Origin of the sequence: Nocardioides sp. Root682, assembly GCF_001427795.1 — a bacterium.
GTDB lineage: Bacteria > Actinomycetota > Actinomycetes > Propionibacteriales > Nocardioidaceae > Nocardioides.
In genome coordinates this window covers 12,510-35,830 of the sequence record NZ_LMHJ01000001.1, presented here as the reverse complement: position 1 = coordinate 35,830, position 23,321 = coordinate 12,510, and the positions used below count along the sequence as shown (strand labels likewise).

At 69.7% G+C, this 23,321-nt stretch carries 22 protein-coding genes; 20 read left to right on the top strand and 2 right to left on the bottom strand.

The genetic code is table 11. The features are described from left to right. Window positions 1-3 precede the first annotated feature (3 nt). The 14 genes from ASD84_RS00210 to ASD84_RS00145 all read left to right on the top strand — a co-directional run bounded on the left by ASD84_RS00210 (window position 4) and on the right by ASD84_RS00145 (window position 14,164). Entirely contained in the window at window positions 4-951 is a 948-nt protein-coding gene (locus ASD84_RS00210) for a site-specific tyrosine recombinase XerD (RefSeq protein WP_056705410.1), read from the top strand. After that, complete coding sequence (locus tag ASD84_RS00205) at window positions 944-3,511, top strand: DEAD/DEAH box helicase (RefSeq protein WP_056705407.1); 2,568 nt, start codon at window positions 944-946, stop codon at window positions 3,509-3,511. Before ASD84_RS00210 ends, ASD84_RS00205 begins: the two co-directional genes overlap by 8 nt. 311 nt (window positions 3,512-3,822) lie before the next feature. After that, the gene (locus ASD84_RS00200) at window positions 3,823-4,698 is read left to right on the top strand and encodes a ParA family protein (protein ID WP_235531264.1); all 876 of its coding nucleotides are present in this window, start codon (window positions 3,823-3,825) and stop codon (window positions 4,696-4,698) included. After that, complete coding sequence (locus ASD84_RS00195) at window positions 4,683-5,048, top strand: hypothetical protein (protein WP_056705404.1); 366 nt, start codon at window positions 4,683-4,685, stop codon at window positions 5,046-5,048. The genes ASD84_RS00200 and ASD84_RS00195 overlap by 16 nt, the downstream gene beginning before the upstream one ends. A gap of 7 nt (window positions 5,049-5,055) precedes the next feature. Further along, window positions 5,056-5,946, top strand: coding sequence for a segregation and condensation protein A (locus tag ASD84_RS00190; protein ID WP_056705401.1), 891 nt, complete (start codon window positions 5,056-5,058; stop codon window positions 5,944-5,946). After that, a complete protein-coding gene (scpB, locus tag ASD84_RS00185) occupies window positions 5,939-6,568 on the top strand; it encodes an SMC-Scp complex subunit ScpB (RefSeq protein WP_056705398.1) in 630 nt (209 codons plus the stop codon). The genes ASD84_RS00190 and scpB overlap by 8 nt, the downstream gene beginning before the upstream one ends. Beyond that, window positions 6,558-7,325 (top strand): pseudouridine synthase, encoded by a 768-nt coding sequence (locus ASD84_RS00180; protein ID WP_056705395.1) that lies wholly within the window; start codon window positions 6,558-6,560, stop codon window positions 7,323-7,325. The genes scpB and ASD84_RS00180 overlap by 11 nt, the downstream gene beginning before the upstream one ends. Next, on the top strand, window positions 7,325-8,392 hold the full coding sequence (locus tag ASD84_RS00175) for a prephenate dehydrogenase (RefSeq protein WP_056705392.1): 1,068 nt from the start codon (window positions 7,325-7,327) through the stop codon (window positions 8,390-8,392). Before ASD84_RS00180 ends, ASD84_RS00175 begins: the two co-directional genes overlap by 1 nt. A gap of 10 nt (window positions 8,393-8,402) precedes the next feature. Continuing rightward, window positions 8,403-9,092, top strand: a complete 690-nt coding sequence (gene cmk, locus ASD84_RS00170; protein WP_235531260.1) for a (d)CMP kinase — start codon at window positions 8,403-8,405, stop codon at window positions 9,090-9,092. Further along, the gene (locus ASD84_RS00165; protein WP_056705386.1) at window positions 9,089-9,787 is read left to right on the top strand and encodes a lysophospholipid acyltransferase family protein; all 699 of its coding nucleotides are present in this window, start codon (window positions 9,089-9,091) and stop codon (window positions 9,785-9,787) included. Before cmk ends, ASD84_RS00165 begins: the two co-directional genes overlap by 4 nt. Next, the gene (gene der / locus ASD84_RS00160; RefSeq protein ID WP_056705383.1) at window positions 9,780-11,159 is read left to right on the top strand and encodes a ribosome biogenesis GTPase Der; all 1,380 of its coding nucleotides are present in this window, start codon (window positions 9,780-9,782) and stop codon (window positions 11,157-11,159) included. The genes ASD84_RS00165 and der overlap by 8 nt, the downstream gene beginning before the upstream one ends. 44 nt (window positions 11,160-11,203) lie before the next feature. Further along, the gene (locus tag ASD84_RS00155) at window positions 11,204-11,818 is read left to right on the top strand and encodes a hypothetical protein (RefSeq protein ID WP_056705380.1); all 615 of its coding nucleotides are present in this window, start codon (window positions 11,204-11,206) and stop codon (window positions 11,816-11,818) included. 10 nt (window positions 11,819-11,828) lie between these two features. Then, complete coding sequence (locus ASD84_RS00150) at window positions 11,829-13,508, top strand: DNA polymerase Y family protein (protein WP_235531259.1); 1,680 nt, start codon at window positions 11,829-11,831, stop codon at window positions 13,506-13,508. A 62-nt stretch (window positions 13,509-13,570) separates the two neighbouring features. Then, window positions 13,571-14,164, top strand: coding sequence for a hypothetical protein (locus ASD84_RS00145; RefSeq protein ID WP_056705372.1), 594 nt, complete (start codon window positions 13,571-13,573; stop codon window positions 14,162-14,164). A 3-nt stretch (window positions 14,165-14,167) separates the two neighbouring features. Here ASD84_RS00145 and ASD84_RS00140 read toward each other — a convergent pair whose 3' ends face one another. After that, the gene (locus ASD84_RS00140) at window positions 14,168-15,463 is read right to left on the bottom strand and encodes an AAA family ATPase (RefSeq protein WP_056705370.1); all 1,296 of its coding nucleotides are present in this window, start codon (window positions 15,461-15,463) and stop codon (window positions 14,168-14,170) included. A 122-nt stretch (window positions 15,464-15,585) separates the two neighbouring features. Between ASD84_RS00140 and ASD84_RS00135 the strand changes: the two genes are divergently transcribed. Together ASD84_RS00135 and ASD84_RS00130 are read left to right on the top strand one after the other, a co-directional pair. Then, complete coding sequence (locus ASD84_RS00135) at window positions 15,586-16,194, top strand: GyrI-like domain-containing protein (RefSeq protein ID WP_082574288.1); 609 nt, start codon at window positions 15,586-15,588, stop codon at window positions 16,192-16,194. Window positions 16,195-16,213: 19 nt separating this feature from the next. Then, window positions 16,214-16,570, top strand: a complete 357-nt coding sequence (locus ASD84_RS00130) for a hypothetical protein (protein ID WP_056705364.1) — start codon at window positions 16,214-16,216, stop codon at window positions 16,568-16,570. A gap of 10 nt (window positions 16,571-16,580) precedes the next feature. On the opposite strand, the gene serA is transcribed toward ASD84_RS00130, so the two are convergent. Then, window positions 16,581-17,774 carry a phosphoglycerate dehydrogenase gene (gene serA, locus ASD84_RS00125; protein WP_056705361.1) on the bottom strand — a complete coding sequence of 398 codons (1,194 nt, stop codon included), beginning with the start codon at window positions 17,772-17,774 and terminating at the stop codon, window positions 16,581-16,583. Between the two features lie 55 nt (window positions 17,775-17,829). On the opposite strand from serA, the gene ASD84_RS00120 reads away from it, so the two are divergent. The 4 genes from ASD84_RS00120 to ASD84_RS00105 all read left to right on the top strand — a co-directional run bounded on the left by ASD84_RS00120 (window position 17,830) and on the right by ASD84_RS00105 (window position 23,275). Then, window positions 17,830-18,171 carry a DUF2200 domain-containing protein gene (locus tag ASD84_RS00120; protein ID WP_056705359.1) on the top strand — a complete coding sequence of 114 codons (342 nt, stop codon included), beginning with the start codon at window positions 17,830-17,832 and terminating at the stop codon, window positions 18,169-18,171. Window positions 18,172-18,277: 106 nt separating this feature from the next. Next, window positions 18,278-18,610: a hypothetical protein gene (locus tag ASD84_RS00115; protein WP_156392320.1), complete on the top strand. Its 333-nt coding sequence runs from the start codon at window positions 18,278-18,280 to the stop codon at window positions 18,608-18,610. A 9-nt stretch (window positions 18,611-18,619) separates the two neighbouring features. Next, window positions 18,620-19,960 (top strand): HNH endonuclease, encoded by a 1,341-nt coding sequence (locus tag ASD84_RS25950; protein WP_056705354.1) that lies wholly within the window; start codon window positions 18,620-18,622, stop codon window positions 19,958-19,960. A 9-nt stretch (window positions 19,961-19,969) separates the two neighbouring features. Further along, a complete protein-coding gene (locus ASD84_RS00105; RefSeq protein WP_056705352.1) occupies window positions 19,970-23,275 on the top strand; it encodes an error-prone DNA polymerase in 3,306 nt (1,101 codons plus the stop codon). Window positions 23,276-23,321 lie beyond the last annotated feature (46 nt).

The window sequence follows — 23,321 nt, the reverse complement described above, 5'->3', positions numbered from 1 at the left end:
CGGGTGAGTGCGGCGGATGCGGTGGACCGAGCGGTCCGCACCTATCTGGACCACCTCACCGTCGAGAAGGGTCTGGCCCTCAACACGCTGACCTCCTACCGCCGCGACCTCCGGCGCTATCGCGAGCACCTTGCCGGCGCCGGGATCGACGGACTCGACCAGATCACCGAGGCAACGGTCTCGGAATTCCTCATCCGGTTGCGGGAAGGCAGCGGCGACCACCCGCCGCTCGGCGCGGCCTCGGCCGCACGCACCGTCGTGGCCGTGCGGGGCTTCCACAAGTTCGCCGTCGCCGACGGACTCGCCACGCTCGACCCTGCCGCCGCCGTGAAGCCCCCGACGCCCGCGAAGCGACTGCCCAAGGCGCTCCCGCTGTCCGACGTCGAGGCGATCCTCGAAGCCGCGGGCGCACCGGGCACCCCGCTGGCGCTGCGCGACCGGGCGCTGCTCGAGCTCCTGTACGGCACCGGAGCGCGGATCTCGGAGGCCGTCGGCCTGGACGTCGATGACGTGGCAGACCCTGAGACGGTCCTGCTGCGTGGCAAGGGCGGCAAGGAGCGGCTGGTTCCCGTGGGTTCCTACGCGCGCTCTGCCGTGGCGGCCTATCTCGTCCGCGGGCGGCCCGCGCTGGTCTCGACGAGCTCGACCAACGCGGGCAGCTCGCATGCCGCGCTGTTCCTCAACTCCCGTGGTGGGCGCCTGTCCCGGCAGTCGGCGTGGACGGTGCTGGTGAAGGCAGCCGAGCGGGCCGGGGTGACCCGCGACGTCTCGCCGCACACCCTGCGTCACTCGTTCGCGACCCACTTGCTCGACGGCGGTGCGGACGTGCGCGTCGTGCAGGAGCTCCTCGGACATGCGTCGGTGACGACGACACAGGTCTACACGCTGGTCACCGTCGACAACCTGCGCGAGGTCTTCGCCACCGCGCATCCCCGGGCCCGACATGGCTGATTCACCGGGTTCATCGGGCTCTTCGGGCAACACCGATGCGGCCTACGACCGGATCCTTGCGTACGCCGAAGGGCAGGGCCTGACGCTCTACCCACACCAGGAGGAGGCGCTCCTCTCGCTGTTGTCCGGCGAGAACGTCATCCTCGCGACCCCCACCGGGTCGGGGAAGTCGCTCGTGGCCATGGGAGCGGCGATGGCCGCGCTCGCCGACGACCGGGTGACCTTCTACACCGCACCCATCAAGGCATTGGTGAGCGAGAAGTTCTTCGACCTGGTCGAGATCTTCGGCGCCGCAGACGTCGGGATGCTGACCGGCGACGTCTCCGTGAACGCCGATGCACCGATCATCTGCTGCACCGCCGAGGTGCTCGCCAACATCGCCCTGCGTGAGGGCGAGGCCGCCGACGTCGGCATGGTCGTGATGGACGAGTTCCACTTCTACGGCGAACCCGGACGTGGCTGGGCATGGCAGGTGCCGCTCATCGAGCTCCCGCGGGCGCAATTCCTCCTGATGTCCGCCACCCTCGGCGACGTGACCGAGCTGGCTGCCGACATGACGCGCCGCAACGGGCGCGACACCGCGGTCGTCGACGAGGCCGAACGCCCGGTTCCCCTGAACTTCAGCTGGTCCCTGGACCCGATGGGCGAGACCCTCGAGGAGCTGGTCACCACGGGTCAGGGGCCAGTGTACGTCGTGCACTTCACCCAGGCTGCGGCGGTCGAGCACGCCGTCTCCCTGCTGGCCGGACCCGGGCGCCTCGACACGGTGCTGCCCAAGGACCGCAAGGAACAGATCGCCGAGCGGATCGCAGGCGTGCGGTTCGCCGCCGGCTTCGGCAAGATCCTCAACAAGCTGCTGCGCCAGGGGATCGGCGTGCACCACGCCGGGATGCTGCCGCGCTACCGCCGCCTCGTCGAGCAGCTCGCGCAGGCGGGCCTGCTCACCGTCATCTGCGGCACCGACACCCTCGGGGTCGGCATCAACGTGCCGATCCGCACGGTTCTGTTCACCGGACTGGCGAAGTTCGACGGCACCCGCCAGCGGGTGCTGCGCACGCGCGAGTTCCTCCAGATCGCCGGCCGCGCGGGGCGTGCCGGGTTCGACACGGCGGGCTACGTCGTCGTACAGGCGCCCGAGCACGTGATCGAGAACGAGAAGGCCAAGGCGAAGGCAGCCGCGAAGAACGCCGCGATGAGCGTCGAGAAGCAGGCCAAGCGCAAGTCCAAGGCGCAGCTGCGCAAGCCGCCCGAGGGCACCGTGGTCTGGAGCGAGCAGACCTTCACCCGGCTGGTCGAGGGCAAGCCCGAGCCGCTCAAGTCGCAGATGAAGGTCGACAACGGGATGCTCGTCAACGTCCTCTCCCGTGACGAGGACGCGTTCGTGGTCCTGCGTCGGCTGCTGATGGACAACCACGAGGAGCGGCGTACCCAGCTGCGCCTGGCCAAGAGGGCCGTCCGGCTGGCGCGCAGCCTGGTCACCTCGGAGGTGCTGACGCGGCTCGACGAGATCGACGGGTTCGGACGCCGCTACGTGCTGACCGAGGCGCTGCCCGAGGACTTCGCCCTCAACCAGCCACTGTCCCACTTCGCCCTTGCGGTGCTCGACGTCCTGGATCCCGAGAGCCCGGACTTCATGCTCGACGTCATCTCCGTCATGGAGGCGACGCTGGAGGCGCCGCGCCCGCTGCTGTTCGCCCAGCGACATGCCGCGCGTGGAGACGCGATCGCCGCGCTCAAGGCCGACGGTGTCGAGTACGACGAGCGAATGGTGCTGGTCGAGCAGATCACCTGGCCCGAGCCGCTCGGCGAGCTGCTCGAGCCCTTGTTCGAGACCTATCGCGAACGCCACCCGTGGCTCCCGCCGGACGCGCTGGCTCCCAAGTCCGTCGTCCGCGAGATGTGGGAACAGGGGATGGGCTTCACCGACCTGGTCTCGCGCTACCAGATCGCCCGGTCCGAGGGACTGATCCTGCGCTACCTCACCGACGCCTACCGCGCGCTGCGGCACAGCGTGCCCGACGCGGTGCGCACCGACGAGTTCGAGCTGCTGGTCGAGTGGCTGGGCGAGACGGTCCGCCAGGTCGACTCCTCGCTCCTCGACGAGTGGGAAGCGCTCAACCACCCCGACCACATCCCGTCGACCGTCGCGCACGGCGAGCCGCCGCCCCCGCCGCGTCCGCTCAGCCAGCAGGGCCGTGTCTTCGAGGTGATGGTCCGCAACGCGATGTGGCGGCGCGTCGAGCTGTTCGCGCGCGACGACGTACCCGGCCTCGCCGCGCTCGAGGCCGCGTCCGGCAGCGAGTTCGGTGAGAAGGCCTGGGATGAGGCGATCGAGGACTACTTCGCCGAGCACCGTCGCCTGCTCACCGACGGCGACGCGCGCGGACCCGCGTTGCTCTCCGTGGACAAGCAGCCGGGTCGGTGGGTGGCCACGCAGACCCTGCACGACCCGGAGGGCAACCACGACTGGGTGATCGTCGCCGAGGTCGACCTGTCCGCCAGCGACGAGGCCGGCGAGGCCGTCGTACGCACCCTCGAGGCGCACTGCCTCACCGGCTGACCGACCGGCTGACTGACCGGCCCTTTGACCCGCCAACCGACCGGCGCCGATCGCTGCGGCGAGTCTCCCCAATGTCGCCGTGTCGACATTGTTGACTGGGGGAGTCCCGGGCCCTGGGGAAGGGGCCCGCAACCGCAGATGACACAAAGGTGAGGGCAATGGTCGGTTTCTACGGAGGTTCCAGTGCACCCGACATGCCGCCGAGGACGCGCATCCCGGCATCGGGAAGCGACATCCCGCTCGGTACGGGCAACGATGATGCCGAGGCAACGACGTTGCAGTTCCCCATCGACTTCCCCGTGGAGACCGCGATGACGCGCGTCTCCCCGGTGCTGGAGTCCACGGGCAAGCTCGGTCCCACGGGGCGCATGATGCCGGTGCTGCCGACGCCGAAGCCGGTCACCGAGCACGGCCCTGCGCGCGTGATCGCGATGTGCAACCAGAAGGGTGGCGTCGGCAAGACGACGACCACGATCAACCTCGGCGCTGCGCTGGCCGAGTTCGGTCGCAAGGTGCTGCTCGTCGACTTCGACCCGCAGGGCTCCCTGTCCGTCGGTCTCGGGCTCAACCCGCACGAGATGGACCACACGGTCTACAACCTGCTGATGGACCGCCAGACCACCATCGACGACGTGGTGGTGCCCTCCGGCGTCCCCGGCATGGACCTGCTGCCCTCCAACATCGACCTGTCGGCCGCCGAGGTGCAACTGGTGCACGAAGTGGCCCGCGAGCAGACCCTGCAGCGGGTGCTGGCGCCTGCCCTGGCGCGGTACGACGTCATCCTGATCGACTGCCAGCCCTCGCTCGGCCTGCTCACGGTCAACGCGCTCACGGCCTCGCACGGCGTGATCGTGCCGCTGGAGTGCGAGTACTTCGCGCTGCGCGGCGTCGCGCTGCTCAAGCAGACGATCGACAAGGTCAAGGAGCGCCTCAACCCGGCTCTCGAGGTCGACGGCGTGCTCGGCACGATGTTCGACGGTCGCACCCTGCACGGTCGCGAGGTCCTCGAGCGGCTCGTGTCGGCTTGGGGTGACCAGGTGTTCCACACCGTCATCCGCCGTACCGTGAAGTTCTCCGACTCGACCGTGGCCGGCGAGCCGATCACCTCCTACGCCTCGGGCTCCTCGGGCGCCGAGGCCTATCGCCAGCTGGCGAAGGAGGTGGCGCTGCGGTGTCTCGACGTGTGAGCCTGCCGACGGCCGACGACCTCTTCCGTCCGACCGCCGGTGAGGAGGGCACACGACCGGGTCGGGGCAAGGTTCGCGCCGTCCCCGACGCACCCCAGTCGATCGGGACCACCGACGAAGCGCCCCAGAAGGCACCCAGTGGCCGGGTCCGGCACGACGAGAAGATCACCGTCTACGTCACCGCCACCGAGCTGATGGACCTGGAGAAGGCCCGGCTCACGCTGCGCGGCGAGCACGGCCTGGCCGTGGATCGCGGACGGATCGTTCGGGAGGCCCTGCACCTGGTCCTCGCCGAGCTCGAGTCCGGGGGAGAGGACTCCGCGCTGGTCAGGCGCCTGCGTGAGTCATGATGCAGGTGTGAGTGAGGCAGATTCGCCCGAGGTGAGCGAGACGGCCGGTGGGTTCGAGCTTCGTCTGGCGAACTTCGAAGGTCCCTTCGACCTGCTGCTGAGCCTGATCTCCAAGCACAAGCTCGACGTCACCGAGATCGCGCTGGCTGAGGTCACTGTCGAGTTCATCGCGCACATCAAGCGGCTGCCCGATGACGGCGACCTCGAGGAGACCACCTCCTTCCTCCTCGTCGCGGCGACCCTGCTCGACCTGAAGGCGGCGCGCCTGCTCCCGCAGGGCGACGTCGAGGACGAGGAGGACCTCGCGCTGCTCGAGGCCCGCGACCTGCTGTTCGCCCGGTTGCTGCAGTACCGGGCCTACAAGCAGGTGGCCGCACTGATGGATCGCCGGTTGCAGGAGGAGTCGCGCCGCTACCCCCGCGCCGTGGGCCTGGAGGACCGGTTCGCGAGCCTGCTGCCGGAGGTGCTGATCGGGATCGGCCTCGACCAGTTCGCCGCGCTCGCGGCGAAGGCGATGCAGCCGCGGCCCGAGCTGCAGCTGAACCTCCAGCACATCCACGCCCCGACGGTCAGCGTGCGCGAGCAGGCGGCCGTCGTCATGGACCGGCTGCGACGCAGCGGGACGATGACCTTCCGCGCCCTGTGCGGCGATTCACCTGACACCCTCACCACCGTGGCGCGGTTCCTGTCGCTGCTGGAGCTGTTCCGTGAAGGTGTCGTGGCGTTCGACCAGATGACGCCGCTGGGCGAGCTGACCGTGCGCTGGACCGGCGACGACACGGTCGACGTGGATGAGCTCATCACTGACGAGTTCGACGGCGCGCCCCCACCCGAGGATCCGGGCACCGAGGAGAAGGGCCCTGAACAGCAGGGCCCCGAGGAGAACACAGATGACTGACCAGGTCGAAGAAGCACTGCCGGTGCCGTTCGCGGCGTTGCGCCCCGCGCTGGAGGCGGTACTGATGGTGGCTGACCAGCCACTCGACGAGCTCATCCTCGCCACCGCCGTGAGCTACCCGGCTGCCGAGGTGGCGGCCGCTCTGGCTGCCCTCGCTGCCGAGTACGACGAGCAGGGTCGTGGCTTCGAGCTGCGCAATGTCGCGGGTGGCTGGCGGTTCTACACCCGCGAGGAGTACGCCCAGGTCGTCGAGGGCTTCGTGCTCGAGGGCCAGCAGGCCCGGCTGACCCAGGCCGCGCTGGAGACCCTCGCGGTCGTGGCGTACCAGCAGCCGGTGTCGCGCGCCCGCGTCTCCGCGGTGCGAGGTGTCAACGTCGACGGGGTGATGCGCACCTTGATCAGCCGTGGGCTGGTCGAGGAGGCCGGTCAGGACGGCGAGCACGGCGCGACGCTCTACCGCACGACGTCGTACTTCCTGGAGCGGATCGGCATCGTCTCGATCGACGAGCTGCCCGACCTGGCGCCCCACCTGCCCGACCTCTCCGAGCTCGAGGACGAGCTGGCGTCGGCGCAGGCCGCAGATGTCCCCAACACGACGGAGGTCGAGCCCGATGGCGCGTGACATCGCGGTCGACGAGGACGGCCTGATCCGCCTCCAGAAGCTTCTTGCCACCTCGGGCGTCGCCTCGCGCCGCAAGTGCGAGGAACTGATGCTCGACGGCGAGGTGGAGGTCGACGGCGAGGTCGTCACCCGTCTCGGCACCAAGGTCGATCCGCGTACGGCGGTGATCAAGGTGTCGGGGAAGCGGCTGCCGCCCGTGTCCGACCAGATGTACCTGGTGCTGAACAAGCCGCGCGGAGTCGTCTCGACGATGTCGGACCCGCAGGGCCGTTCGACGCTGACCGACGTGCTCGCTGACGTCCTGGCGGCCGATCCCGCGCTGCGGTTGTTCCACGTCGGCCGCCTCGACACCGACACCTCCGGGTTGCTGATGCTGACCAACGACGGTGACTTCGCCCACCGGATGGCGCATCCGTCGTTCGAGGTGGAGAAGACCTACGTCGCCGAGGTGACCGGCCGGATCGCGAAGAACACGGTCGCGGACCTGCTCGCCGGAGTGACCCTCGACGACGGTCCGGTGGAGGTACGGCGTGCGCGGATCCTCGCCGCGACCGCGGACCGCTCGATCATCGAGCTGGTCATCCACGAGGGGCGCAACCGGATCGTGCGACGTCTGCTCGACCAGGTCGGACACCCCGTGCGGCAGCTGAGCCGCACGAAGTTCGGACCGATCGAGCTGGGCACGCTGGCCAGTGGCACGACGCGTGAGCTCAGTGACGACGAGCTCGGAGAGCTCCTCGACCTGGTCGGACTCTGATGACGACGCTGACCGGCCCCGTCGAGATCATCGGCACCGGCCTGATCGGCACCTCGATCGCGCTGGCCTGCCGCCGCGCCGGTCTCGAGGTGCTGTTGAGCGATGCCGCGCCCGACCATGTCCGGACCGCGTCCGGGCTCGGCGCCGGCCGCCCACGGGAGGCAGATGACGTCCCGCAGCTGGTCGTGGTCGCCGTACCGCCGGACGCGCTGGGTGCCGCGATCCGTGCGACCCTCGATGCCGCTGGACCGGACACGGTCGTCACCGATGTCGGCAGTGTGAAGGGTGCGCCGCTCGACGCAGTGGCGGGCCATCGCGCCGTCGGCCGCTACGTCGGCAGCCATCCGATGGCGGGCACCGAGCACTCCGGGCCGCTCTCGGCGAGCGCGGCCATGTTCGACGGCCGCCCGTGGGCGATCACGCCCGGCCCGGACGCGACGCCGACCGCGGTCCACGTCGTCGAGGCGCTGGTGCGCGTGTGCGGCGCGGTCCCGGTGCACCTGCCGCCCGAGGAGCACGACCGTGCCGTGGCCCGCACCTCGCACGTCCCGCACCTGATGGCAGCCCTCGTCGCCGGCACCCTGGCCGGCGCCACACCGGCTCATCTGGCCCTTTCCGGCACCGGTGTGCGCGATGTCACGCGGGTGGCTGGCGGGGACCCGCGGCTCTACAGCCAGATCATCGGCGGCAACGCCGAAGCGGTGGCTGCGCTGCTGAGCGAGGTCCGTGATCGACTCGACCTCGTGCTGGAGGCTGTCGCCGGCAAGGACCGGGTCGGGCTCGAGTCGCTGCTGGCCTACGGTCAGGCGGGCACACGCGCCATTCCGGGCAAGCACGGCGCTGCGCCGCAGCCGATGGAAGCGGTTCGGGTCGCTGTTCCCGACCACCCCGGAGAGCTCGCCCGGCTGTTCGCCGACGCGGGCGCGAGCGAGGTCAACATCGAGGACGTCCGGATCGATCACGACCCCGGACGCCCCGTCGGACTGGTCGAGCTCGACGTCATCGAGACGCGCGCTGAGGAGCTGAGGGTCGCTCTGGAGTCGAAGGGCTGGGTGACTCACCGGTAGTCTGCGGGCCGTGAACGTCCCCATCGATGCAGACCTTTCCGCCGGCCAGACCGTGGTCGTGGCGGTCGACGGCACCTCGGGTTCGGGGAAGTCCAGCACCTGCCGGGCCGTCGCCGACCGCCTCGGCCTGCGCTACCTCGACACCGGGGCGCAGTACCGCGCCATCACCTGGTGGATGCTGGACAACGGCGTGGACGTGCTCGACGCGGCAGCGGTGGCGGCCGCGGCGCTGACCCCGGTCCTGGAGTCCGGCACCGACCCGCTCCACCCGACCATCACCGTTGACGGTGTCGACGTGTCGGTCGAGATCCGTAGCGACGTGGTCAACGGCGCCGTCTCCCCGGTCAGCACGGTGCCCGAGGTGCGGTCGCGACTGGTCGACCTCCAGCGCGAGATCGTCGGTGCCGGCGGCATCGTGGTCGAGGGACGCGACATCGGCTCGGTCGTCTGGCCCGAGGCCGAGGTCAAGATCTACCTCACCGCGGACCCCTCCGCGCGGGCCACGCGTCGGGCCCTCGAAGCGGGCGGTGCTGATGTCGCTGCGACCCGGGAATCCCTGCTCGCCCGGGACAAGATCGACTCGGGACGCGCGGTGGCCCCGCTCACCATGGCCGACGGCGCCATCCACATCGACTCCACCGACCTGACGCTCGACGAGGTCGTCGACCTGGTGGTGGGGCTGGTGACGGAGCGAGTTTGAACAGCGACGTCGTCCAGACCCCGCCGCGCTGGCTGCTGGTGCGGGCCAGGCCCGCGTCGGCCTGGCTGATCCGCCGTCGGTACGACGTCCGCGTGCTCCATCCCGAGCGCTTCCCTGCGACGGGGCCGGTGGTCGTGGCGGGCAACCACGTCGGACTGATCGACGGTCCGCTGATGTCGATCTTCGCGCCCCGGCCGGTGCATGCACTGACCAAGCGGGAGATGTTCAAGGGGCCTCTCGGCGGGTTCCTGCGCCGCGCCGGCCAGATCAGGCTGGACCGCTTCAACTACGACCCGGCTGCGATCCGGACCGCGGTCAACGTCCTGCGGAGCGGGCACGCGGTCGGTGTCTTCCCGGAAGGCACCCGTGGGACCGGCAATTTCGACGCGCACTTCCACTCCGGGGCGGCGTACCTGGCGCTCGTGACCGGCGCTCCCGTCGTACCCCTGACCTTCCTCGGGACCCGCGAACCGGGCGGTTCGAGCGGCTCGCTGCCCGCGAAGGGGACCCGGATCGACATCGTCGTGGGACACCCGATGGCCGTCGATGCGGTGCCTTGGCCTCGGACGCGAGACCATGTACGTCTGACGTCGGCCGCTCTGCGTGCGCACATGCGCAGCGGGCTCGCTGATGCCCTCGACGAAACAGGGCGGACCCTGCCCGGTCCGCTCCCGCAAGGAGACCGTGATGAGTGAAGACGAACTGACGCCCGAGGGCGACCCGACGGACGATGCCGTCCGATCGGTGGGCACCGTCCCCGTTCTCGCGGTCGTGGGCCGGCCGAACGTCGGCAAGTCCACGCTGGTCAACCGGATCATCGGCCGCCGCGAAGCGGTCGTGCAGGACATCCCCGGCGTGACCCGTGACCGGGTGTCCTACGACGCCGAGTGGAACGGCCGGGCCTTCACGCTGGTCGACACCGGCGGCTGGGACCCCGACGCCCGCGGCATGGCCGAGCGGATCCGTGCGCAGGCCGAGATCGCGGTCGGACTCGCGGACGCGGTGCTCTTCGTGGTCGACGCGACGATCGGCATCACCGACGCCGACGAGGCGGTCGTGCGTGTGCTGCGCCGGGCCGACAAGAAGGTCGTCCTGGTGGCCAACAAGGTCGATGACGAGCGGGCGGAGGCCCAGGCCTTCGGCCTGTGGAACCTCGGCCTCGGCGAGCCGCACATGGTCTCGGCGCTGCACGGTCGTGGCTCGGGCGACCTGCTGGACGCCGTGCTGGAGGTGCTTCCCCCGGCGCCTGAGGCTGGCGACGAGGTCATCGGCGGACCGCGCCGGATCGCGATCGTCGGTCGCCCCAACGTCGGCAAGTCCTCGCTGCTGAACAAGCTCGCGGGCGAGGAGCGCTCCGTCGTCGACAACGTCGCCGGCACGACCGTCGACCCCGTCGACGAGATCGTGGACATGGGCGGCAAGTCCTGGCGCTTCATCGACACCGCCGGCATCCGCAAGCGCGTCAAGGAGGCCTCGGGGCACGAGTACTACGCCTGGCTGCGCACCTCGACCGCCATCGAGCGGGCCGAGGTCTGCGTGCTGGTCCTCGACGGCAGCGAATCGGTCGCCGAGCAGGACATGCGGATCCTCCAGGAGGTGCGTGAGGCCGGCAAGGCGCTCGTCATCGCCTTCAACAAGTGGGACAAGGTCGACGCCGAGCGACGCTACTTCCTCGACCGCGAGATCGAGCGCGACCTGGTCCAGGTGCTGTGGGCGCCGCGGATCAACCTGACCGCCCTGACCGGCTGGCACATCGACCGGCTGGTGCCGGCGCTGGAGAAGGCGATCGAGGGCTGGGAGACCCGGATCACGACCGGTGCGTTCAACGCATTCCTCGGCCGGATCGTCGCCGAGCACCCGCACCCGGTGCGTGGCGGCAAGCAGCCGCGCATCCTGTTCGGCAGCCAGGTGCAGTCCGCGCCGCCGACCTTCAAGCTGTTCACCTCCGGCCAGCTCGACGCGGGCTACCTGCGCTTCATCGAGCGCCGGTTGCGTGAGGAGTTCGGCTTCGTCGGTACGCCGATCGAGATGAAGGTGCAGGCCCGGGAGAAGCGCAAGCGCACCTGAGGCGCGCACTTGCATCGTTCGAACAAATGTTCGAACATGGGTGAGTGAGTCACGCTGCGGTTCTTGTCCCTGAGGTCGACCCGCATGCGCGGATCGAGCAGCTGCGGGGGCGGATCCAGGCGCTGCAGGGTGGTCCGACCCGGCTGACGGTCCCGACCCTGGCCATGTTCGACGGACTGGTGCAGCTGCGCACCGGCGGGGTCTACGGCGTCGACTCCGCCACCCTCGGGATGGCGCTGGCTGCCGGAGCCTCACAGGCCGGTGAGTGGGTCGGCTTCGCTGGCTGGGACGACTTCGGGGTCGAGGCCGCGCAGCAGCACGGGATCGCGTTGTCCCGCACCGTGCTGGTGCCCTCGCCCGGTGAGCACTGGCTGGAGGTCACCGCCGCGCTCGTCGACGTGCTGAAGGTGGTCGTGCTGCGTCCGACCGGTGTGGTCGACGCCAAGTCCGCCTCGATCCTCGACGCCCGCCTCCGCGCCCGTTCCGGCGTGCTGGTGGTCCAGGGTGACTGGCCACGCTGCGACGCGCGGCTCTCGTCCGAGCAGACCACCTGGGAAGGCATCGGGCACGGGCGCGGGCGTTTGCGGGAACGGCGCGTCGAGATCGTCGCGCGCCGTGGTGCCGGGGTCATCGGGCGCTCTGCGGTGGTGCTGGCCTGATGCGGACGATGTGGATGATGCGGGCCGGCTGATGCGGATCATGGTGGTCTGGTGCCCCGACTGGTCGGTGACGGCCGGGATGCTGGAGCTCGCCGACGGCAGCTCCCCGTCGGTCGAGAACGTCGAGACCACAGCGCCCGCCGTCGTACTCGCGAACAACAAGGTGGTGGTCTGCAACGCCGCCGCCCGTGCGGAAGGAGTACGACGCGGCCAGCGGCGTCGCGATGCCCAGGCGCGGTGTCCCGACGTGGTGCTCCTGGCGGCCAACCCTGACCGTGACGCCCGCTGGTTCGAGCCGGTGCTGGCCTCTGTCGAGGAGATCAGGCCGGGGGTCGCGCCGATCCGGCCGGGACTGCTGGCCGTGCCGGCGCCGGGACGCTACTTCGCCCGGTCCGGGGTGGGCGGGGAGCAGTCGGCTGCGGCGCTGCTGGCCGAGCACCTGGTGGGCGTGGGGGTGTGGGACTGCCGGTTCGGTGTCGCCGATGACCTCTACACCGCTGAACGGGCGGCACGGCAGGCGACGCCCCAGGACTGCTTCGTCGTCGCGCCGGGGGAGTCGGCGGCGTTCCTGCGTGGCCAGCCGGTGACGGTGCTGGCCGACGACGGTCCCGAAGGTGCCGAGCTCGCCGACCTGCTGCGACGGCTGGGGCTGGTGCTGCTGGGCGACTTCGCGGCGCTCGCCGCCGGCGAGATCAGCAACCGGTTCGGCGCCTACGGTGTGGAGGTCTGGCGTCGGGTGCAGGGAGCGGAGACAGCCCGTCTCGCCTCCCGCACCCCACCGCCCGAGCTGAGGTGCGAGATCTCCTTCGAGCCTCCGCTCGACTCGGCGGAGGCGGCCGCGTTCAGCGTGCGGACGACGGCCGAGCGGTTCATCGCCGGACTGGCAGGCCGGCAGCTCGTGGCGACGGGCGTGCGGATCGAGGCGGAGTTCGAACCGGTCGGGTCCGTCGGCACGGCCGTGTCGGCCCGGACCTGGCTGCACCCCCGTTGCTTCACCTCCCGCGATCTCGTCGACCGGGTGCACTGGCAGCTCCAGGCCGGGATGGCGGGATCCGGTCTGCGCAGTCGTAAGTCCCTCGGCGCGACGATCAGCGCCCCGGTCACGTTGCTGCGCTTCCTGCCCGACGTCGTCGAACCGGCTGGTGACCATGCCGACGGCCTGTGGGGCGGTGGCGCCGACGACCAGGTCGTCCGCGGGGTCGCGCGCGTCCAGGCCATGGTCGGGTACGACGCCGTCCGGGTCCCCGTCCTCCAGGGTGGCCGAGGTGCGGCCGACCGGCAGGCGATGGTGCCGTGGGGAGAGCGGGCGACCGGACTGCGACCGGTGGACCGGCCGTGGCCGGGCCGGATCCCCGGACCGGCACCGACCCGGGTGTTCGCCGATCCGCTCGAGGCGGAGGTGGTCGATGAGGCGGGAGCGGTGGTCGCGGTGACGAGCCGGGGCGTGGTGACAGGAGAGCCGTGGCAGTTCAGGATCGGCCCGTCCTCCGGTCGTCGTGCGCTCCAGCGGATGCCGGTGGCGTCCTGGGCCGGCCCCTGGCCGGTGGACGAGTCCTGGTGGGTGGGCGTCGGCTCGGGTGGGCGGGCTGCGCGCTTCCAGGTCGTCGGGGTCGACGGACGTGCGTGGTTGTTGAAGTGGAGCTCAGGCGTTGGCAGCGGGGTGTGGGAGGTCGAGGCGGCGTACGACTGATGCTCGCGTCGCGTCCTCGGACAGGTCTACGCTGCGGAGCAATCGACCGCAGGAGGCTCCCCATGGCGAAGAAGAACTCGGACCTGATCCCAGGTGCAAAGAATCTCAAGGCTCTTCGCGGTGCGCTCGAGCACAGCGTCACCATCCAGATGACCCGGCTGCAGGACGTCGTCGACGACCTGGTCTCGCGTGGATCGCTGAGTCGCACCGACGCGGACAAGCTGATCGATCAGCTCGTCAGCACCAGCAAGGCCTACACGCACGCGCTGCTGGAGGTCCTGGAGACGGTGCGCGTCGAGACCCGCAAGAACCTCGAGGCAGGCCTGTCGACAGCAGCCGCTCCGGTGATGGCGACCGCCAACAAGCTCGTCGACACGGTGCGCAAGGGCAAGGGTCAGAAGCCGGGCAAGAAGGGCAAGGACAAGCTGGGCAAGACGGGCAAGAAGGGCAAGGCGAAGGCCGGTGCTGCGGACGCGAAGCTGACCGTCGTGCAGCACGACCCGATCCCTGACCTCGCCGACCTCAGCATCGCGAAGATCCGCCCGCTGCTCGCCGCCCTCACCCCTGCGGAGCTGCGCCAGGTCCGGGCCCGCGAGGCCACCGGCAAGGGCCGCACGAGCCTGCTCGCCGAGATCGACCGCTCCTTGAAGAGCTGATCCTCAGAGGTAGTGGCCCGCCGCCGGAGCGGCCGCACGCCAGGGGCCAGTGGTGGCCTGGGTGAGCAGCGCAGCGGTGGTGACGTCGTCTGCCGTCTCGAGCACGGCGGCGCGTACGAGCTCCTTGAGGTCTGCGCCCGTTGCACCGCCGGTCGCCCGGGCCACGGCGTCCAGGTCCAGGTCTGCGTCGCACCAGACGAGGTAGCGCCCGAGGATCGCCCGTCGCCCTTCGAGGTTGGGCGGCTCCATCTTGATGACGGTGTCGAAGCGCGAGGAACGCCGCGCCGCCTTGTCGATCTTGCGGTGGTCGTTGGTGGACGCGATCACCACCACGCCTGTCCGGTCGGCCAGGCCGCCGTCCATGACGTTGAGGAACTCCCGCAGCCGGTGCGGGTTGGTCTGGCCGCGTTCGCCGGCGATCAGGTCGAGGTCATCCATCAGGATCAGGCAGGGGGACAGGTCGGCGGCGAGGTCGAACAGCTCGGTGAGGTAGTGCTCGGTGACGTAGGTGCCCGGGACCAGCACGGTCGTCGTACCGAGGAGCTCGCTGGCCACGACGGTGCCGAGCTGTGTCTTCCCGGTGCCGGGCGGGCCGACCAGGAGGAGTCCCGTGCTGGTGCCGAGACCGCGCGCCTCCAGGTCGTCGGCGAGCTCCAGGACGCGGTGCACGCGGCGGTCCACCGTGCGCCAGACCGAGTCGTCCAGCTTCAGCAGGTCACGGGACGCCGGGGGAGTCGTCCAGCGCTGCAGCACCAGTCCGGCGTTGTTCGAGCTGACCCGGTAGGCACCGCGGCGGTACGGCGACCCGGTGGTGCGGCAGGTCCGGAGGAAGCCCTCGAACAGCTCGGGAAGCAGTCCGCCGTCCTGGGCCCGCCCCATCAGCTCCACGTCGGGCCCGAAGCGGTCTGAGGCGATCCTGATCACGACCGGTACGGCGGCCAGGGTTCCGGCCGGCAGCACGACCATCGCGGCGGAGAAGGCCTGCACGTCACCGTCGGCGCCTGGCACGGTCTCCGTGATGGCCGGGCGGCTCGGTCCGGCGCCGACGTGGTCGAGGGTCCAGCGCGCCTGCGCGTCGTGCAGCCAGCGCCCGACGGAGTGTGCGGCCGGCGGCGACGGCGCCTCGCTGAGCACGACGAGCTCGGTGGTGTCGACACCGAGCGCCTTCGCGGCGTACTCGTAAGGGGTGGGCAGGACCGGGTCACGCCGCTCGAACTCGCGGTCGATGGCGTCGGCCAGGGCTCGGAGGGCAGGCTTCGGAGCCTCCGTGAGGAGGTCGATCGCGTCGATATCAGTCATGTGTCACCACCTTTTGTGAGTGCGTCGGGACGGTTGTCGTGCGCGGCCGGGTCGTCGCGGCACAGTTGGCTAGTGTGCGTCCGAGGCGCCGTCACGTGCCAATGGTTATCCGGGGGTCCGACATGAAGCTCGACCTGAAGCGGGAGCTCGACTCCTACCGGGCGCGCGCAGGAGAGTTCCGCGTCGTCGACGTCCCGGTGCAGCAGTACCTGATGGTGGACGGCCACGGTGACCCGAACACTGCACAGGAGTACGCCGACGCGATCGCTGCCCTGTATCCGGTGGCCTACAAGCTCAAGTTCGCCAGCAAGGTGCAGCTCGGCAGGGACTACGTCGTGATGCCGCTCGAGGCGTTGTGGTGGGCCGAGGACATGGCGTCGTTCACCTCGGTGCGGGACAAGTCGCAGTGGGACTGGATCGCGATGATCCTGACGCCCGACTGGATCACCGGCGAGCACTTCGAGGCCGCAGTCGCAGAGGTTCGTCGCAAGGGCAGCCCGCCCGCTCTGGACAAGGTGCGACTGGAGACCTTGCACGAGGGAACGTGTGTGCAGACCCTCCATGTCGGGTCGTACGACGACGAGGCTCCTGTCCTTGCCGCGATGCATGACGACTTCATTCCTGCGGCCGGGTTCGCGATGACGGGCAAGCACCACGAGATCTATCTCAGTGATCCGCGGCGGGTGGAGCCAGCGAAGTTGCGAACGATCCTCCGGCAGCCTGTCACGTAGATGTGCCACGCTGGAGGGCATGGCTCGTTACGAAGTGAACGATGCAGCGGTCGACAAGGCCCGCGCCATGATCGCTGCCCGGCAGTACGTCCTGGACAGCGACTGGGGTGAGGTGCAGCCCTCCGCGGACGACGAGAATGCCTTCCTCGAGCGCCACTCGTGGGACGAGTACGCCGCCTGGCACCTCGGCCTGACCGTGGGCGCGAACGACGAGACCAAGGCGCGCCACGCCTTCGTGTACGGCGACCTCCGCCGGATCCATCGTTCCGGGCTGATCGCCTGCGTCTACCGCGCCTCCGAATGGCGCCACAAGCAGGTCGAGATCGCAGCCCACGAGCTCCTGCAGGAGCTGGATCGGGCCGCGGGCATCGACTAGGTCGCCGGAGCTACCAGGTACGCGCCCAGACACAGTGCCCGGAGCGGCTCAGGATCTCCAGCGTCTCGGCCGACAGCGGCTCCGACGTGTCGCTGACGACGTACCCGAGGTGGTCCCTGGTGGAGAGGTGCTGGTCGATGACGTTGTCGCCAGCATCGGCGAAGGCGGCGTTCAGCTCGGCCAGGACGCCCGCGACGTTGTGGTGCAGGAAGCCGAGGCGGTGGCCGGCAGTGAGGGCCGGGGGCTGCACCGGGGGCAGGTTGACCGACAGTGCGGTGCTCCCCTCCAGCGCGAACTTGGTGAGCTTCTCGGCGACGAACCAGCCGATCTCCTCCTGGGCCTCCTGGGTGGAGCCACCGATGTGGGGCGTCAGGATCACGTTGTCGAGGCCACGCAGCACGGAGTCGAACGGGTCGCCCTGGGCCTTCGGCTCGGTGGGGAAGACGTCGACGGCCGCGCCCGCGATGTCGCCCGACTCGAGCCGGTCACGCAGGGCGTCGTAGTCCACCACCATGCCGCGCGAGGCATTGATGAACAGGGCCCGCGGCTTCATGGCGGCGAACTCGGCGGCGCCGAAGAAGCCGGCGTTGCCCGGCCTCCCGTCGACGTGGAGGCTGACGACGTCGGCGACCTGGAGCAGCTCGGTCAGGGTCCGGACCCGGCGGGCATTGCCGTGGGCCGGGCGGTCGGCGTTGTCGTAGAAGACCACGCTCATCCCGAGCGCTTCGGCCACCGTCGAGAGCTGGGTGCCGATGTTGCCGTACCCGACGATGCCGATCGTGCGGCCACGGACCTCGTGACTGCCGCGGGCCGACTTGTCCCACTCGCCGTCGTGCATCCGCTGGATCTTCTCCGGCAGGCGACGGGCGAGGGCGATGATCTCGCCGATCACCAGCTCCACGACGCTGCGCGTGTTGGAGTACGGCGCGTTGAACACGCCGATGCCGAGCTCGGCTGCCGTGACGAGGTCGACCTGGGAGGTGCCGATGCAGAAGCAGCCGATGGCCTTGAGGCCCTGGGCTTCGCGCAGGACCCGGGTGGTGATGGTCGTGTTGGAGCGGATGCCCAGCAGGTCGACGTCGACGAGCGCGGCGAGGAGCTCGTCCTCCGACATCGCCCCGGACTGCACCTCCACCTGGTAGCCGCGGCCCTCGAGGACCTCGACGGCGGCGGGGTGGATGTTTTCGAGCAGCAGAGCCTTCACGGTGCACACCGTACGGCGCCGAGGTGCCCGGACGCGAAGCGCTAGCCTCCTGTGGATGCACAGGATCTTCACCGTCAGCTTCGCGTCGGTCTACCCGCACTACGTGGCCAAGGTGGAGAAGAAGGGCCGCACCGTCGACGAGCTGCACCAGGTGATCGAGTGGCTGACCGGTTTCGACGAGGCAGCGCTGAAGGCGCACCTGGCTGCTGAGACGACTTTCGAGGACTTCTTTGCTGCCGCTCGACTGAACCCTGCTGCCTCGTTGATCACCGGTGTGGTGTGCGGGATCAAGGTCCAGGAGATCGAGGACCCCTTGATGCAGAAGATCCGCTACCTGGACAAGCTGGTCGACGAGCTGGCCAAGGGGAAGGCGATGGAGAAGGTCCTGCGGGGGTGAAACGAATGTCCACTGGTAGTCCACAGGTCACGTGGTCCACGCCGTTGTCCACAGTGGTTCGTCGTGGCACCTCCCGTTGTCTGGGTGCGTTCGTAGCGTCGTCGACATGTTGGAGCCCAGAGAACGCAACCTGATTCCACCGCTCGTATTCGGCTGTCCGGGTGGCGATGGAAATCGACAGTTCCGACGTCTTGTGGAAGACAAATTGCGTCAGCTGACTGACGAGGTATGTCTGTTGGTCGAGATCTTCGATGAGCTCCCGATCGAGTTTCGCCCCATCGTGCTGGACGCCTGGATGGGAGTGGCAAAGGTCTTGGTGAGGCGGGTTGTGCTCCGACGCCTGGCGCGTCGATCGATCACGAGGGATGCGATTGACGAAGTGGTCAACCGATGCGTAGTGGGCCGCGACGTCCTTGCGTTCGAACAACTGTTCGAGTAAACTCGGTCCATGGAAGCCGTCCCCGTCACTGCTGAGCAGGTGCAGGCATTCTGCGCGCTGCTTGCTGACGGCGCCTTGCCGGAGGGCGCTGAAGGTCAGATCGACCTGATCGCCTCGCTTGAGGATCTGAAGTCGGCTGCGTGTGCGGTGCAGGCGGATGCGGCGGTGGCGTACGACGCGAAGCGGCGTTCGGCCCAGGCAGCGGCTGGGGTGCCGGCGGCTCGTCAGGGGCGTGGGGTGGCTGCGGAGATCGGGTTGGCGCGCCGCGAGTCGCCGCACCGGGGGCAGGTGCTTCTGGGTCTGGCGAAGGTGTTGCGCACCGAGATGCCGCACACCCTGGCTCGGCTCCGCGACGGCAGCCTGAGTGAGTTCCGGGCGACGTTGCTTGCTCGGGAGACGGCCTGTCTGGTGGTCGAGCACCGGATGTTCGTCGACGAGGAGATCTGCGCTGATCCTGCCGGGCTGGAGGGTGTCGGGACCCGTGAGCTGATCGGCAGGGTCAAGCGGATGGTGGCCGAGCTCGATCCCGCCGCTGTTGTACGACGGGCGCGGCGGGCGGAGGCGGACCGCAACGTCACGGTGCGTCCGGCGCCGGACACGATGGCGTACCTGAGTGGTCTGATGCCGGTCGCGCAGGCGGTGTCGGCCTATGCGTCGTTGCGCAAGGATGCTGAGGCGGCACGGGCCGCGGGTGATCCGCGGTCGTTGGGTCAGTTGATGTCGGACCTGCTGTTGGCCCGGCTCACCGGGGTGGCGGACACGGGGACTCCCAAGACGGCGCCGGCGGTGCCGGTCACCGTGAACGTCGTGGTGTCGGACGAGTCGATGGCTGGTGGCCATGGCCCGGCGGAGGTCTCGGCTGATGGTGTCGCTGGTGAGGTGATTCCGGCCGAGGTCGCGCGGAACCTGATCGCAGGTGTCGCTGACTCTGATGTCATTGCGTGGTTCCGGTGCCTGTACCGCAATCGTCTGGGGCGGTTGGTGTCGATGAGCAGCAAGCAGCGCCTGCACTCGCGGGCGATGGCCGAGTTCCTCGCGGCGCGTGGTGGCGGGATCTGTGCCACTCCGTTTTGCGATGCCCCGATCCGGCACAACGACCACATCCACCCCGCCGATCAGGGTGGTGAGACCTCGACCGACAACGGTCAAGGCCTGTGTGAGGCCTGCAACCACGCCAAACAAGCACCTGGCTGGCAACAACACGTCGTCTCTGACCGGCAGGAGCGACATCAGGTCGAGACCATCACCCCGACCGGCCACCGTTACACCTCGACCGCACCGGCCCCGCCCGGTTGGCGCGAACCCCGCTACGTCCAGATCGGCCCCGGCCGCTACGGACTCGTGGCCTGACGACACGTCATGGGCTGGAACAACCCACCGGTCCCGTGGAGCGAGCTCGAGCGCCGGTTGTCCGGCCGTGCGCCGGCGATGGAAGCGCCGGTCTCACGGCGCAAGCAACCGCGCGCGGAGCCCGAGCGGATCACGCGACCAGAGCAGGCGACGCCGTACGCAGAGCTCCACTGCCACAGCCACTTCAGCTTCCTGGACGGGGCAAGCTCACCCGGTGACCTGGTCAAGGAGGCGACCCGGCTGGGCCTGTCCGGGCTGGCCCTCACCGACCACGACGGGTTCGCCGGTGCGCCGCTGTTCGCGGAGGCGGGCACGGACTACGCCCTCCCCACCGTGTACGGCGCCGAGCTCACCCTCGGCATCCACGCGACGCAGAACGGCGTACCCGACCCGGCCGGCAGTCACCTGCTGGTGCTCGCGCGCGGCGTGGAGGGCTACCACCGACTTTCCGGTGCGATCACCGAGGCAGGACTCCGTGCGCCGGAGAAGGGCAGCCCGGCGCATGATCTCGACGAGCTCGCCGAACGCGGCCGCGGCCACTGGTTGATCCTGACCGGGTGTCGCAAGGGATCGGTCAGGAAGGCGCTCGCCGCCGGTGGGCCGACCCTGGCGGCAGCCGCACTCGACGACCTGGTCGACCGGTTCGGGCGCGACCACGTGGTGATGGAGCTGATCGTCAGCGATCATCCCGGCGCCGACGAGACCAACGACCTGCTCGCCCGGATCGCCGACCACCGCGGCATTCCGGTCGTGGCGACCGGCAACGTGCACCACGCGACCCCGGAGAAACGGCGCCTGGCGGCGGCGATGGCGGCAGTCCGGGCCAGGCGCAGCATCGCCGAGCTCGACGGCTGGCTGGACCTCTCCGGTGGCGCCCACCTGCGCAGCGGCGAGGAGATGCTCCGCCGCTTCGCCCACCGTCCGGATGCGGTGCACCGTTCCGTCGTACTCGCTGAAGAACTGGCCTTCGACCTCCGCAAGGCTTCGCCACGGCTGCCGAAGCAGGGGATTCCCGAGGGGCACACGCAGAGCACGTGGCTGCGGGAGCTGACCGAGCGCGGGTTCGCGAATCGCTACGCACACCTGCCGCACGCAGCGGCGGCCAGGGAGCGGATCGAGAAGGAGCTCGACGTCATCAACCGCAAGGACTTCGCGGGCTACTTCATCATCGTCCACGACATCGTCGCGTTCGCCCGACGCGAACGGATCCTCTGCCAGGGCAGGGGATCGGCGGCGAGCTCGGCGGTCTGCTACGCGCTGGGGATCACTGCGATCGACTCGGTCTTCTTCAACCTCCCGTTCGAGCGGTTCATCTCCGAGCACCGCGAGGAGGAGCCCGACATCGACGTCGACTTCGATTCCGACCGGCGCGAGGAGGTCATCCAGTGGGTCTACGAGACCTACGGACGTCGCAACGCCGCGCAGGTCTGCAACGTCATCAGCTACCGCCCGCGGATGGCGGTGCGCGATGCCGCGAAGGCGCTCGGCTTCTCGGCGGGCCAGCAGGACGCCTGGTCGAAGTCGATCGACGGGTGGGGGAGTGAGGTCGAGAAGGGCCTCGGGATCCCAGCCCAGGTGGTCTCGCTCGCCGAGGAGCTGATGGGCGCGCCCCGACACCTCGGCATCCACTCGGGCGGGATGGTGCTGACGGAACGGCCGATCGGCGAGGTGTGTCCGATCGAGAAGGCGCGGATGCCCAACCGGACCGTGCTGCAGTGGGACAAGGACGGCTGCGAGTCGATGGGGTTGGTGAAGTTCGACCTGCTCGGCCTCGGGATGCTCGGTGCGCTCGACCACATGATGCGCCTGGTCGAGGAACACCTCGGCACCCGTTGGACCTTCGAGACGATCCCGAAGGAGGAGCCGGAGGTCTACGACATGCTCGGTCGCGCCGACTCGATCGGTGTCTTCCAGGTCGAGTCACGCGCCCAGATCGGCACCCTCCCGCGGCTCAAGCCGCGCTCCTTCTACGACCTCGCGATCGAGATCGCGCTGATCCGGCCCGGTCCGATCCAGGGCGGCGCCGTCCATCCCTTCATCCGCCGCAAGACCGGACGCGAGCCGGTGACCTACGAGCACCCGTTGCTGATTCCGGTGCTGGAGCGCACCCTCGGCGTACCCCTCTTCCAGGAGCAGCTGATGCAGATGGCGGTCGTCCTCGGCGACTGCACCCGCGACGACGCCGACCTGTTGCGCCGTGCGATGGGTTCCAAGCGCGGGGTCGAGCGGATCGAACGGGTCAAGGACACCCTCTATGCCGGTATGGAGCGCAAGGGCATCGTCGGCGACGTCGCCGACGGGATCTACGTGAAGATCCTGTCGTTTGCGGGCTTCGGCTTCGCCGAGTCGCACGCCCTCAGCTTCGCGCTGCTCGTCTATGCCTCGTCGTGGTTCAAGCTGCGCTACCCCGCGGTGTTCCTCGCCGGACTGCTCCGCAACCAGCCGATGGGCTTCTACTCGCCGCAGTCGCTGGTCGCCGATGCCCGCCGCCACGGCGTCGAGGTACGCCGCCCCGACATCGCGCTGTCCGGCGCCCAGGCCGGCATGGAGCCCTGCGAGCCGAGTGGCACGGACGAGCTGCGGTACGACGCCGGGCTGGCCGTGCGGCTGGGACTGGATGCCGTGAAGGGGATCGGGAGCGAGGTCGCGGCACGCATCGTCGCGGTGCGGGAGGAGGCGCCGTACGACGACCTGCTGGACCTCTCTCGCCGGGCCGGGCTGACTGCCGCCCAGCTCGAGGCGCTGGCCACGGCTGGTGCCTTCGACGGCCTCGGGCTGGATCGCCGCCAGGCGCTGTGGATGGCCGGCTACGCCGAGAACGACGACCAGCTGCCGGGGAGCACGCCCGCGCCCGGGCCGCCGACCCTGCCGGGAATGAGCCCGATGGAGGTGACCCTCGCGGACCTGTGGGCGACCCGGATCTCCACGGACGTGCACCCGATCCAGCACTACCGGGAGGTCCTCACCGCAGCCGGGATCAGGGCAGTGGGGGAGTTGCCCACTGCTGAAGCCGGCCGACGGGTGCACGTGGCTGGGCTGATCACCCACCGCCAACGCCCCGGCACCGCCAGCGGAATCACCTTCCTCAACCTCGAGGACGAGACCGGGATGCTCAACGTGGTCTGCTCTCCGGGTGTGATGCGGGTGCACCGGCAAGCAGCACGCAACAAGGTCGCCGTGGTGATCCGCGGCCGCCTCGAACGCGAGGACGGCGTCACCAACCTGATCGCCGACCGGATCGAGTCGATCGACACCGTCCTGCCCGGGGCAGGGGCAGCCCTCCAGGCCCGCCAGTCATCGCGCGACTTCCGCTGAGGGAGGGCGATTCGGGGCCGACGATGCGGCTGCGGTAAGGTTCCCA

What these genes read in the sequence shown, in the direction of transcription:
- ASD84_RS00205 (WP_056705407.1), top strand. Translation starts at nt 944, where the DNA reads ATGGCTGATTCACCGGGTTCATCGGGCTCTTCGGGCAACACCGATGCG.
- ASD84_RS00200 (WP_235531264.1), top strand. Translation starts at nt 3,823, where the DNA reads ATGACGCGCGTCTCCCCGGTGCTGGAGTCCACGGGCAAGCTCGGTCCC.
- ASD84_RS00140 (WP_056705370.1), bottom strand. Translation starts at nt 15,463, where the DNA reads ATGACTGATATCGACGCGATCGACCTCCTCACGGAGGCTCCGAAGCCT.
- ASD84_RS25950 (WP_056705354.1), top strand. Translation starts at nt 18,620, where the DNA reads ATGGAAGCCGTCCCCGTCACTGCTGAGCAGGTGCAGGCATTCTGCGCG.
- scpB (WP_056705398.1), top strand. Translation starts at nt 5,939, where the DNA reads ATGACTGACCAGGTCGAAGAAGCACTGCCGGTGCCGTTCGCGGCGTTG.
- ASD84_RS00180 (WP_056705395.1), top strand. Translation starts at nt 6,558, where the DNA reads ATGGCGCGTGACATCGCGGTCGACGAGGACGGCCTGATCCGCCTCCAG.
- ASD84_RS00175 (WP_056705392.1), top strand. Translation starts at nt 7,325, where the DNA reads ATGACGACGCTGACCGGCCCCGTCGAGATCATCGGCACCGGCCTGATC.
- ASD84_RS00145 (WP_056705372.1), top strand. Translation starts at nt 13,571, where the DNA reads ATGGCGAAGAAGAACTCGGACCTGATCCCAGGTGCAAAGAATCTCAAG.
- der (WP_056705383.1), top strand. Translation starts at nt 9,780, where the DNA reads ATGAGTGAAGACGAACTGACGCCCGAGGGCGACCCGACGGACGATGCC.
- ASD84_RS00105 (WP_056705352.1), top strand. Translation starts at nt 19,970, where the DNA reads ATGGGCTGGAACAACCCACCGGTCCCGTGGAGCGAGCTCGAGCGCCGG.
- ASD84_RS00115 (WP_156392320.1), top strand. Translation starts at nt 18,278, where the DNA reads ATGTTGGAGCCCAGAGAACGCAACCTGATTCCACCGCTCGTATTCGGC.
- ASD84_RS00130 (WP_056705364.1), top strand. Translation starts at nt 16,214, where the DNA reads ATGGCTCGTTACGAAGTGAACGATGCAGCGGTCGACAAGGCCCGCGCC.
- ASD84_RS00120 (WP_056705359.1), top strand. Translation starts at nt 17,830, where the DNA reads ATGCACAGGATCTTCACCGTCAGCTTCGCGTCGGTCTACCCGCACTAC.
- ASD84_RS00135 (WP_082574288.1), top strand. Translation starts at nt 15,586, where the DNA reads ATGAAGCTCGACCTGAAGCGGGAGCTCGACTCCTACCGGGCGCGCGCA.